Origin of the sequence: Amycolatopsis bartoniae, assembly GCF_014191255.1 — a bacterium.
Lineage (GTDB): Bacteria > Actinomycetota > Actinomycetes > Mycobacteriales > Pseudonocardiaceae > Amycolatopsis_E > Amycolatopsis_E bartoniae.
In genome coordinates, this window is record NZ_JACHWH010000003.1 from 80,551 (window position 1) to 92,258 (window position 11,708).

The 11,708-nt window shown below is 72.4% G+C and carries 10 protein-coding genes; 7 read left to right on the forward strand and 3 right to left on the reverse strand.

The window, feature by feature from the left end:
- Position 1: 1 nt before the first annotated feature.
- Entirely contained in the window at positions 2-352 is a 351-nt protein-coding gene (locus FHX82_RS17040) for a nuclear transport factor 2 family protein (protein WP_229881575.1), read from the forward strand.
- A gap of 26 nt (positions 353-378) precedes the next feature.
- On the forward strand, positions 379-3,435 hold the full coding sequence (locus FHX82_RS17045; RefSeq protein WP_145939168.1) for a UvrD-helicase domain-containing protein: 3,057 nt from the start codon (positions 379-381) through the stop codon (positions 3,433-3,435).
- Here FHX82_RS17045 and FHX82_RS17050 read toward each other — a convergent pair.
- Positions 3,432-4,472 (reverse strand): SDR family oxidoreductase, encoded by a 1,041-nt coding sequence (locus tag FHX82_RS17050; protein WP_145939167.1) that lies wholly within the window; start codon positions 4,470-4,472, stop codon positions 3,432-3,434. The genes FHX82_RS17045 and FHX82_RS17050 overlap by 4 nt on opposite strands.
- A gap of 118 nt (positions 4,473-4,590) precedes the next feature.
- Here FHX82_RS17050 and FHX82_RS36555 point away from each other — a divergent pair, with 118 nt between their 5' ends.
- Positions 4,591-5,157 (forward strand): TetR family transcriptional regulator, encoded by a 567-nt coding sequence (locus tag FHX82_RS36555; protein ID WP_145939166.1) that lies wholly within the window; start codon positions 4,591-4,593, stop codon positions 5,155-5,157.
- Positions 5,158-5,168: 11 nt separating this feature from the next.
- Here the strand turns inward: FHX82_RS36555 and FHX82_RS17060 are convergent, their stop codons facing one another.
- Positions 5,169-6,011, reverse strand: coding sequence for an LLM class flavin-dependent oxidoreductase (locus tag FHX82_RS17060; protein WP_145939165.1), 843 nt, complete (start codon positions 6,009-6,011; stop codon positions 5,169-5,171).
- Positions 6,012-6,155: 144 nt separating this feature from the next.
- On the opposite strand from FHX82_RS17060, the gene FHX82_RS17065 reads away from it, so the two are divergent.
- Entirely contained in the window at positions 6,156-7,001 is an 846-nt protein-coding gene (locus tag FHX82_RS17065) for an LLM class flavin-dependent oxidoreductase (RefSeq protein ID WP_145939164.1), read from the forward strand.
- Here the strand turns inward: FHX82_RS17065 and aroA are convergent.
- Entirely contained in the window at positions 6,994-8,265 is a 1,272-nt protein-coding gene (gene aroA / locus FHX82_RS17070) for a 3-phosphoshikimate 1-carboxyvinyltransferase (protein ID WP_229881574.1), read from the reverse strand. The genes FHX82_RS17065 and aroA overlap by 8 nt on opposite strands.
- Before the next feature lie 98 nt (positions 8,266-8,363).
- Here aroA and pyrG point away from each other — a divergent pair, with 98 nt between their 5' ends.
- The 3 genes from pyrG (at position 8,364) to xerD (ending at position 11,656) form a co-directional block, all read left to right on the forward strand.
- Positions 8,364-10,061: a CTP synthase gene (pyrG, locus tag FHX82_RS17075; RefSeq protein ID WP_145939162.1), complete on the forward strand. Its 1,698-nt coding sequence runs from the start codon at positions 8,364-8,366 to the stop codon at positions 10,059-10,061.
- The gene (locus FHX82_RS17080) at positions 10,058-10,690 is read left to right on the forward strand and encodes an NUDIX domain-containing protein (protein WP_145939170.1); all 633 of its coding nucleotides are present in this window, start codon (positions 10,058-10,060) and stop codon (positions 10,688-10,690) included. Before pyrG ends, FHX82_RS17080 begins: the two co-directional genes overlap by 4 nt.
- 63 nt (positions 10,691-10,753) lie before the next feature.
- Complete coding sequence (gene xerD, locus FHX82_RS17085; RefSeq protein ID WP_183176728.1) at positions 10,754-11,656, forward strand: site-specific tyrosine recombinase XerD; 903 nt, start codon at positions 10,754-10,756, stop codon at positions 11,654-11,656.
- Positions 11,657-11,708: the final 52 nt, after the last annotated feature.

Sequence of the window (11,708 nt, forward strand, 5' to 3'; positions counted from 1 at the left end):
TGTGAGCTACCTCTCCGCGCAGGACCGGCGTCAGCGCGCGCACGGCGCCGTGGACCGCCTGCAGCGCTGCCTGCTCGCGCGGGGCTGGTGGAGCCTCGCGGAGATCTTCGCCATCAACGCGGTGCTGGAGTTCCCCCGGTCGACCCTGCGGGGCCGCGACGAGATCCGGGAACACCTGTTCGCCCGCGACGTCCGGCTCCCCGCGCTGGAGGCCCGGTTCCGGCACGAGACGGCCGACCCGGACGTGCTGGTCGTCGAGTGGCTGGCCGGCGACCACCGCTGGGCCGACGTCGTCCGCGTCGGGGCCGGGGGCATCGAGGTCCTGCGTTCCTACGGGCACCCCCTGGCCTAGAAAGCGCTCTCTGGCAGGATGCCGCGGTGCGCTTTGTTGCCGACCTGCACATCCACTCGAAGTACAGCCGCGCGTGCAGCAAGGACTGCGACCTCGAACACCTGACGTGGTGGGCGCGCCGCAAGGGCATCACCCTCGTCGGCACCGGTGACTTCACCCATCCGGCGTGGTTCGAGCACCTGCGGGAGAACCTCGAACCCGCCGAGCCCGGCCTGTTCCGGCTCCGGGAGGACCTCGACGCCGACATCCGGCGGCGGCTGCCCCCGGCGTGCTCCGCGAGCGAGGTCCGGTTCCTGCTGTCGGTCGAGATCTCGACGATCTACAAGCGGGCCGAGCGCACCCGCAAGGTGCACCACCTGGTCTATGTGCCGGACTTCGAGGCCGCCGAGAAGTTCAACGCCAAGCTCGGGCGCATCGGCAACCTCGGGTCCGACGGCCGCCCGATCCTCGGGCTCGACTCACGCGACCTGCTGGAGATCACGCTGGAGAGCGGCGAGGGGTCCTACCTCGTGCCCGCGCACGTGTGGACGCCGTGGTTCGCGGTGCTCGGGTCGAAGTCCGGGTTCGACGCGATCGAGGACTGCTACGCCGACCTCGCCGACCACGTGTTCGCGCTCGAAACCGGGTTGTCGAGCGACCCCGAGATGAACTGGCGGATCTCCGGGCTCGACAAGTACCGGCTGGTCAGCAACTCCGACGCGCACTCGCCGCCGATGCTCGGGCGCGAGGCGACCGTGTTCGACACCGGGCTGGACTACTTCGCCGTCAAGCGCGCGCTGGAGACCGGGCGCGGGCACGCCGGCTCGATCGAGTTCTTCCCCGAGGAGGGGAAGTACCACGTGGACGGGCACCGCAAGTGCGGCGTCCGGATGGAGCCGGAGGAGACGCGGGCGCACGGCGGGCTGTGCCCGGAGTGCGGCAAGCCGCTGACCGTCGGCGTGCTCAGCCGCGTCGAGGACCTGGCCGACCGGCCGGAGGCGGTGCGGCCCGAGGGTGCCGCGGAGTTCCGCAGCCTCGTGCCGCTGCCGGAGATCATGAGCGAGATCCTCGGTGTCGGCCCGAAGAGCAAGAAGGTGCTCGGGGAGATCGACAAGCTCACCGCGGAGTTCGGGCCGGAGCTGGGCATCCTGCAGGACGTGCCGGCCGAGGACCTGCGGACGCGCTCACCGTTGCTGGGGGAGGCCGTCGAGCGGCTGCGCCGGGGCGAGGTGATCCGCGACGGCGAGTACGGCGTGATCCGGCTGTTCGAGCCCGCGGAGCTGAAGCAGTCGACGACGATCGGGTTGTTCGACGAGGGGCTGTTCGCGGCTGCCGAGGAGCCCGCGAAGAAGCCCGCGCGGAAACCGGTTCCGGCGCCTGTCGCGGAAACCGTCGCGCCACACCGGAAGGCGGCAGGGAGTTCGCTGCTCGACGGGCTCGATCCCGACCAGCGGGCCGCGGCGGGCAGCGATGGCGGGCCGCTGCTCATCGTCGCGGGACCGGGCACCGGCAAGACCCGGACGCTGACCCACCGCCTCGCGCACCTGGTGTCCGAGCGGGACGTGCCGCCGCGGCAGTGCCTGGCGATCACCTTCACGCGGCGGGCGGCGGAGGAGATGGCGGAGCGGCTGACCGCGCTCGTGCCGGATCACGCTCCGGAGCTGATCATCGCCACGTTTCACTCGCTGGGCGTACGGATCCTGCGTGAGCAGCACGAACGGGTGGGCCTGAGCGCAGACTTCGGCATCGCCGACTCCGCGCGGCAGTTGGCCGTTCTCGCCGAGGTCACCGGTGACGAACCCGGTGCTCGCCGGGCGCTGGCGGAGCTGTCGCGCAGCCGCCGCACCGGCACGCCGGACGAGCTCGCCGAGCGCTACACGAAAGCCTTGCGGCAGCAGGATCTCGTGGACTTCGACGACCTCGTGGCGTTGCCGGTCGCGTTGCTGGAGGCCGACGCGGAACTGGTCGCCGCCTACCGCGAGCGGTACCGGTGGATCGCGGTCGACGAGTACCAGGACGTGGACGAGCAGCAGTACCGGCTGCTGCGGCTGCTCGCGCCGCCGGACGGCAACCTGACCGCGATCGGTGACCCGGACCAGGCGATCTACCGGTTCCGGGGGGCGGACGTCGGGTTCTTCCTGCGGTTCCGGCAGGACTTCGCGGGCGCGCGGACGGTGCAGCTGACCCGGAACTACCGCTCGAACCCGCACATCCTCGACGCCGCGTTGCGGGCGATCGAGCCGGGCACGCTCGTGCCCGGCCGCGAGCTGCACCCGATGGGGGAGCACGGGAACGCGCGGGTCGGCGTGCACCACGCGGCGGACGAGCGGGCCGAAGGCGCGTTCGTCGCGCGCACCATCGACCAGCTGCTCGGCGGCGCGTCGTTTCACTCGCTCGACAGCGGCCGCGTGGTCACCGAGGGCACGCAGGGGCTCGGGTTCTCCGACTTCGCGGTGCTGTACCGGACGGACCGGCAGGCACGGGCGGTGATGGACGCGCTCACCCAGGCGGGTCTGCCGTTCCAGAAGCGGTCACACGATCGGCTGGCCGAGCGTCCCGGCGTGGAGGAGATCCTCGCCGAGCTCGCGTACGCGGGCGGGACCGTGCTGGACCGGGTCCGGCGCGCGGCGGACGTGGTGCTCGGGCGCGGCGCGGAGGAGGCCGAGATCCACACCGCGGTGGACCTGCTGAAGCCGCTGGCGCGGGAGTGCGGCGACGACCTGGCGCGGTTCCGGACCGAGCTGTCGCTGGGGATCGAGGTGGACACGTGGGACCCGCGGGCCGACCGCGTGTCGCTGCTGACCCTGCACGCGGCGAAGGGGCTGGAGTTCCCGGTGGTGTTCGTCGTCGGCTGCGAGGACGGGCTGCTGCCGCTGCGGTGGCCGGGCGCCGAACCGGACGCGGAGGAACTGGCGGAGGAGCGGCGGCTGCTGTTCGTCGGGATCACGCGCGCGCAGCAGCACCTGTACCTGAGCCACGCGGCCTCCCGCGCCGGGCGGCCGGCTTCCGTGTCCCGCTTCCTGGCCGACGTCGGCGACGGCGTGGAGCGGGTCGGGGAGGCACCGAAGGCCCGGCGACGGGAGACGCAGCTGCGGTTGCTCTAGCTCCTGGCTCGTGGCCGATCCCGCTCCGCGGCGCCCTGCCTGAGCAGGCTCTCGGCGCTGTCCACGATCGTCTCCTCGAGGGGCCGCGCCTGCCAGCCGAGCAGGCGGTGTGCCTTCCCGGCGTTCGTCTTCTTGACCTTGCCCAGCTCGGAGACGTACGCACGCAGTGCCGGGTCGGCCCGTGCGGCGACGCGCACCACCAGGTTCGGCAGCTGGCGGGTGGGCACCCGCACGCCCAGGCGGTCCCGTAGCACGCGTGCCAGGTCGGCGATCCACACCGGTTCGCCCGCCAGCGCGAGGAACCGTTCAGCCCGGGCGGCGGGATCGGTCATCGCCCGCACGTGGAGGTCGGCCAGGTCCCGCACGTCGACCAGGCCGAACGACAGGCGGGGGAGTGCGGGCATTTCCCGCCGCAGCAGGCGCTGCAGGAGCAGCATCGAGGTCGGCATGCCGGAGCCGAGCAGCGGCCCGAGGATGCCGGCCGGATTGACGACCGCGAGCTCGAGGGACTCACCGGACACGAACTCCCACGCCGCGCGCTCGGCGAGCGTCTTGGACTTGACGTAGGCGGTCGTGGCCGGGTCGCTGAGATCGGTCCAGTCCTGTTCGGTCAACGCCCGGTCGAGCCGGGGGTGACCGTAGCCGATCGCGGCGAAGGACGAAGTCAGCACGACCCGCCGCACGCCCGCGTCCCGGGCGGCACGCAGGACCCGGAGCGTCCCGTCCCGCGCGGGGACGATCAGGTCGTTCTCGTCAGCGGGCATGGCCGCGGGGTAGGGGGACGCGACGTGCAGGACGTACGCGCAACCCTCCACCGCCGCGGCCCAGCCCTCGTCGGAGGTCAGGTCGGCGACCGCGAAACCCAGCGCGTCACCTGGGTCCACCCCGCCCGCCCGCACCATCGCGCGGACCTCCTGCTCGCGGCCGGCCGAACGCACGGTCGTCCGCACGGGGTGGCCTGCCTGGAGCAACCGCAGCACGCAGTACGCCCCGAGGAAACCGGAACCTCCGGTCACCAGCACGGTCTCGCCGCTCATGGTCCTCACACTCCCGGCTTGATGAAACATCGAAGTCTCATGATGAGACATCAATGTATCGCCGGAGGACGTCGTCGTCAAGACAGCGTTGTCTCATCCTGCTACTCTGATGTCCACCATGGATTCGTCTGCCAGCAGGAACTCACCGCGTTTCGACCGGGTCTCCGGGGCGATCCTCGACGCCGCGGCCCGCGTCTTCCACGAGGAGGGCGCCGGGGCGAACCTCGCCGCCGTCGCGTCGGCCGCCGGTGTCAGCCGCGCCACGCTCTACCGTTACTACGCCAACCGTGAAGCGCTGCTCGACGCTCTCGTCGCCGACGCGGTCGCCGATGCCGCCCGGCGGCTCGCGGACGCGGGACTCGAGCGCGTGGGCGTCGAAGAGGCGATCGAGCGGACCGTGCGCGCGCTGGTGTCCGTCGGCGACCGCTACGCCGTGCTCGTCAGTGACCACGCGACCTTGAAAGCCGCCGACGACCAGCTCGCCGCCACGGTGCAGGAGGTTCTCGCGCGGGGGATCGGAACCGGCGTGCTGCGGCGCGACCTTTCCGCGGGGACCCACTACGTGTTCCTCGCCGGTGCCGTCCTGAACGCCATCAAGCTCACCCAGGTGCACGGCCTGGGGCTGGAGGAGGCCAGCGCCGTCGCCGCGAGCTTCTTCCTCGACGGCGCCCGGGCACGCGACTAGCCTCCGCCGGCTCAGGTTCCCGCGAGTGCCTCGACGACCGGGACCGCCTGCTCCAGGGCCCTGGCGTTGATCGTCACGTAGGAGACGCCGAACTCGTCACGGCGGCGCTTCAGCGTGTCGACCGCCGTGCGGGTGTCGCCGGTGAGCACGGAAACGTGCTGGTTGCCCGCGGTCCGCTCGGGGTCGATGCCGAAGTTGCGCAGCCAGGGGGTGACCGGGCCGTCGCCGACGTGGAACACGTTCACGCTCAGCTCCAGATCGTCGAACCGCGCGCCGGCCGCCTCGCGGACCACGCGCAGCTTCTCGCCCAGCTGGGACTCCGACCCGGCGTGCACGGCCAGGATCTCGGCCCGCTCCGCGCCGGTCCGCAGCAGCCGCTCGCCGGTGCCGGCGATCATGATCGGCGGGCGGGGACGCTGGACCGGCTGCCACCCCTCGACCTCCCCGAGCAGCCGCTCGACCGTGTCGATCACCGTCCCCACCTGGCGGACCCGCTCACCGGGGGTGCCCCACGGCAGGCCCAGGATCCGCGCACCGGCGTCCGCGTCCGGCCGTCCCGCGCCGAGGCCGAGCTCGAACCGGCCGTCCGACAACTGGTCCAGACCTGACGTCTGCTGTGCGATCTCGCCCGGGGTGTGCAGCGGCACCGCGGTCACGAAGGTGCCCAGCCGCAGCTGTTCCGTGACCGCCGCGGCGGCACCGAGCGCCGTGAACGACGAGTGGGACCCGACCCCGTCGGGCACGAGCAGGGTCGAAAAACCGAGATCCTCGGCGCGACGGGCGAGCGCGGCCCACTCGGCGACCGATCCGCGTGGCACGGCGACCAGTCCGAAGCGGAAAACCCTTGGCGACACGGAACTCTCCTTTGCTAGCGTGGTGATCACTCCACTGAACCACGCTCCAGGGAAGGACGCCGCAAGACGGAGCGCCCGCGGGAGGCGGGACGAGGAAGGGGCGGCACGACAACCCGTCCTGCTCGAAAACAGGGGAGTTTCCACATGTCCGTAGGCCTCGGCCTGCCCATCGCCCGTCCCGAAGCACTGCTCACCTGGGCTCGTCGCGCCGACGAGGGCCCGTTCACCACACTGGGCCTGCTCGACCGGCTCACGTACGACAACCCGGAACCGCTGGTCACCCTCGCGACGCTCGCCGGGGCGACCAACCGCGTCCGGCTGCAGACGGAGGTGCTGCTCGCCCCGCTGCGCGAACCCGTCCTGCTCGCCAAGCAGGCCGCGACACTCGACCGGCTTTCCGGCGGCCGGTTCACCCTGGGCCTCGGCGTCGGGGGCCGCGCCGACGAGTTCGACCTCGTGGGCGCCGACCTGCGCACGCGCGGGCGGCGGCTCGACGAACAGATGAAGATCCTGCGCGACGTCTGGGCCGGAGGGCCGGTCGGCCCCGCACCCGCGCGCGAAGGCGGTCCCGAGGTGTTGTTCGGCGCTTTCGCCGAAGCGGCTCTCGACCGTGTCGCGCGCTGGGGCGACGGGTTCCTGTGCGCGGCACCGATCGCCTGGGCAGGACGGCTGTTCGACCACGTCCGCACGTCCTGGGCCGACGCCGGGCGCGCCGGGCAGCCGAAGATGGTGGCACAGGTCAACGTCGCACTCGGCAGTGAGTCGGCAGTGGACGAAGCGAAGGCGGCGATCCTGGACTACTACCGCTTCGCTGGTGACCTCGCGGCGCAGAACGCCGAGCGGATGCTCACCACACCCGCCGCGATCCGCCAGGCCGTCGAGGAGTTCACCGCGCTCGGCGCCGACGAGGTGATGCTGTACTGCTGGTCGCCCGTCCCGGACCAGGTGCACCGCCTCGCGGACGCCGTCGGCGGCAGTCGGGTCAGCTGAGCATCTCCTGCCAGGCGGCGGTGAAGCCGGGGAAGGTCTTGCCCACCGTGGCCGGGTTCTCGACCTCGACGCCCGGCACGCGCAGGCCCAGTACCGCCGCCGCCATCACCAGGCGGTGGTCCTCGTACGTGCGGAACACCCCGCCATGCATCGGGGCCGGGGTGATCACCAGGCCGTCATCCGTTTCGGTGACTCCCGCGCCCAGCGCCGACAGCTCCGTGGCGAGCGCGGCGAGCCGGTCGGTCTCGTGGCCCCGCAGGTGCGCCACGCCCGAGATCACCGACGGCCCGTCGGCGAAGCACAGCAGCGCCGCGACCACCGGGGTCAGCTCGCCCACCTCGTGCAGGTCGAGCCGCGCGCCGCGGATCTCACCCGTTCCGGTCACGGTCAGGCCGTTCGCGTCCAGGTCCGCCCGCTGGCCCAGCTCGACCACGAGGCTCCGCAGCCAGTCACCGGGCTGGGTGGTGCGCTCCGGCCAGCCCTCGATCCGCACCGTGCCGCCCGCGAGGGCCGCCGCGGCGACGAACGGCGCCGCTGTCGACAGGTCCGGCTCCACCGCGTACTCCGGGCAGTTCAGCTCCGCCGGGGGCACGTGGAACTCCACCCCCGACCGCTCCGGCGCAGCACCGAAGCGGCGCAGCAGGTCCAGCGTCATCGCGATGTGCGGCTCGCTCGGCGGCGCGTCCCCGACCAGGCGCACCGTCACCCCCGACTCGAACGACGGCCCGGCCAGCAGCAACGCCGACAGGAACTGGCTCGACGCGCTGGAGTCCAGCTCCACCTTGCCGCCCGCGATGCCGCCGCGCCCGCGCACGGTGAACGGCGGCGCGCCGCGCCCGTCGTCGTCGATGTCCACGCCCAGCTCCGACAGCGCCCGCAGCAGCGGGGCGATCGGGCGGCGGCGGATGGCCTCGTCGCCGTCGAACAGCACCGGCCGCGAACCCAGGCCCGCCAGCGCGGGCGTGAACCGCGCGACCGTGCCCGCGTTGCCGAGCACCACCGACGCTGGTTCCGTGCCCTCGGGCGCCAGCGGCGAGACCAGCACGTCGTCCCCTTGCGGCTCGACCCGGCCGCCGAGCGCGGCCAGCGCGCCCTGCATCAGCCGCGCGTCGCGGGAGTCCAGCGGCCTGCGCACGAGCGTCGGCCCGGTGGACAGCGCCGCGAGCACGAAGGCCCGGTTGGTGATCGACTTCGACCCGGGGACGCGGACTTCCGCGTCCAGCGGGCCGGTGGCGGTGGGGGCGGTCCAGGTGTTTCCCGACACGACTGGTGTCTCTCCTTCGGGCCTCGGTGCTGCTGACATCGAACTACGTCGGCGAGGCCACGACGCGGGCGGGTCCCGGTGCGATAAGGTGGAAGCCCGTGGGACTTCAGCCGCGGACAGCCAAATACGTCTTTGTCACCGGAGGCGTCGCCTCCTCCCTGGGTAAGGGACTCACGGCCTCGAGCCTGGGTCAACTCCTTACCGCTCGTGGCCTCCGGGTCACGATGCAGAAGCTCGACCCCTACCTCAACGTCGACCCGGGTACGATGAACCCGTTCCAGCACGGCGAGGTGTTCGTGACCGAGGACGGGGCCGAGACCGACCTCGACATCGGGCACTACGAGCGGTTCCTCGACCGCGACCTGTCCGGGCGGGCGAACGTCACCACGGGCCAGGTCTACTCCGAGGTCATCGCCAAGGAGCGGCGCGGTGAGTACCTCGGCGACACCGTCCAGGTCATCCCGCACATCACCGACGAGATCAAGCGGCGCATCATGGCCGTCGCCGAGTCCGACGGCACCGGGCAGCGGCCCGACGTGGTGATCACCGAGGTCGGCGGCACGGTCGGCGACATCGAGTCCCTGCCCTTCCTCGAAGCCTGCCGCCAGGTGCGCCACGAGATCGGCCGCGACGACTGCTTCTTCCTGCACGTGTCGCTCGTGCCCTACCTCGCGCCGTCCGGCGAGCTGAAGACCAAGCCCACCCAGCACTCCGTGGCCGCGCTGCGCAACATCGGCATCCAGCCCGACGCGCTGGTGTGCCGGGCCGACCGCGACCTGCCCGACGACCTCAAGCGCAAGATCGGGCTGATGTGCGACGTCGACACCGAGGCCGTCATCGCGTGCCCCGACGCGTCGTCGATCTACGACATCCCAAAGGTGCTGCACCGCGAGGCGCTCGACGCGTACGTCGTGCGCCGGCTGGACCTGCCGTTCCGCGACGTCGACTGGACGGTGTGGGGCGACCTGCTCGACCGCGTGCACAACCCGGCCGAGACCGTGCGCGTCGCGCTGGTGGGCAAGTACATCGATCTGCCCGACGCCTACCTGTCGGTCACCGAGGCGCTGCGCGCGGGCGGTTTCGCCAACCACGCCAAGGTCGAGATCAAGTGGGTCGCCTCCGACCTCGCCACCACGCCCGCGGGCGCCGCGCAGGTGCTGTCCGATGTGGACGGTGTGCTGATCCCCGGCGGGTTCGGCGTGCGCGGCATCGAGGGCAAGCTCGGCGCCATCACCTACGCCCGCACGCGCGGCATCCCGGTGCTGGGGCTGTGCCTGGGCCTGCAGTGCATGGTGATCGAGGCGGCCCGCAACCTCGCGGGCATCGAGGACGCCAACTCCGCGGAGTTCGACGAGGGCACCAAGCACGCGGTGATCTCCACGATGGCCGACCAGAAGGACGTCATCGCGGGCGAGCGCGACATGGGCGGCACGATGCGCCTCGGCGCGTACCCGGCGAAGCTGAAGCCGGGCTCGCAGGTGGCCAGGGCCTACGGCAGCACGGAGGTGTCCGAGCGGCACCGGCACCGCTACGAGGTCAACAACTTCTACCGCGACCAGCTGGCGAAGGCGGGCCTGGTGTTCTCCGGCACCTCCCCGGACGACCGGCTCGTGGAGTTCGTCGAGCTGCCCGCGGACGTGCACCCGTTCTTCGTCGGCACGCAGGCGCACCCCGAGCTCAAGAGCCGCCCGACCAGGCCGCACCCGCTGTTCGACGCGTTCATCGCCGCCGCCGTGAAGTACCGCACCGCCGACCGGCTGCCGGTCGAGCTGCCCGAGCCGTCGGGCGTGCGCTGATGGCGCCCGGGGAGCACGACTTCGAGGTGGTGTCCTCTCAGGACGTCCACATCGGACACGTCGTGGCGCTGCGGGTGGACGACGTGCGGATGCCGGGTGGCTCGCTCGCCAAGCGGGAGGTGGTCGAGCACCTGGGCGCGGTCGCGATCTGCGCGCTCGACGACGACGGCGCGGTGACGCTGATCCACCAGTACCGGCATCCGCTGGGCCGGCGCATCTGGGAGCTGCCCGCTGGGCTGCTCGACGAGGACGGCGAGGCCCCGGTGGACGCGGCGCGGCGCGAGCTGGTCGAGGAGGCCGGGATCGAGGCGCGGCGCTGGGAGACGCTGGTCGACGTCGCCGCCTCGCCGGGTTTCACCGACGAGGTCGTGCGCGTGTTCCTCGCCCGCGACGTGTCCGAAGTGGACCGCGCGGAGCTGGGGCACGACGACGAGGAGGCCGACCTCGTGGTGCACAAGGTGCCGCTCGCCGAGGCCGTGCGGATGGCGCTGGCCGGGGAGCTGCTCAACGGTGCCACGGTCGCCGGGGTGCTCGCCGCGCACGCGGTGCTCACCGGTGCGGCGCAGACGCGGCCCGCCGACGCGGAGTGGCGCGACCGGCCGCGGACGTTCGCGAAGCGCTCGCGGTAGTCGTTCCGCTACCGCGGCGTCGAGGCTAGGGTGACGCGCGTGGCGGAAACCCCGGTGGCACAGGTGATCGCGGCCTACCTCGATCACCTGGCGGTCGAGCGGGGGACCGCCCGCAACACGCTGGACAGCTACGCGCGCGACCTGCGCCGCTACGCAGCCCACCTGGAGCGCCTCGGCGTCGCCGACTTCCGGCGGATCACCGAGGCCGAGGTGACGGGCTTCGGCGCCGCGCTGCGCGAGGGCGACGACGAGCACCCCCCGCTCGCCGCGTCCTCCGCCGCGCGGGCGCTCGTCGCCGTGCGCGGGCTGCACCGCTTCGCGCACGTCGACGGGCTGACCGACGACGACCCGGCCCGCGAGGTCCGCCCGCCCGCCGCGGCGAAGCGGCTGCCCAAGGCGTTGCCGGTGGACGACGTGCTGCGGCTGCTCGACATGCCCGCGGCCGACGGCGAACGCCCGTTGCGCGACCGTGCGCTGCTCGAACTGCTGTACTCCACCGGCGCCCGGATCTCCGAGGCCGTCGGGCTCGACCTCGACGACGTCGACCGCGGCGAGCGCACCGTCCTGCTCGACGGCAAGGGCGGCAAGCAGCGGCTGGTGCCGATCGGCAAGCCCGCCGTGGAAGCGCTGGAGGCGTACCTCGTGCGCGCCCGACCCGTGCTCGCGGCGCGAGGACACGGGACGGCGGCGCTGTTCCTCAACGCACGCGGCACCCGGCTGTCGCGGCAGAGCGCGTGGCAGGTGCTCAAGACGAACGCCGAGCGCGCCGGGCTTTCCGCCAGCGTGTCACCCCACACGCTGCGTCACTCCTTCGCCACCCACCTGCTGGAAGGCGGCGCGGACGTGCGGGTGGTCCAGGAGCTGCTCGGACACGCTTCGGTGACCACGACGCAGGTCTACACCCTGGTCACGGTGAACACTCTCCGTGAGATATATGCTACGGCTCATCCTCGGGCGCTCGGGTGAAGCCGATCGATCTCGGCGAGCCGCTTTGGCGACAATCGCCGCGCGCAATAGG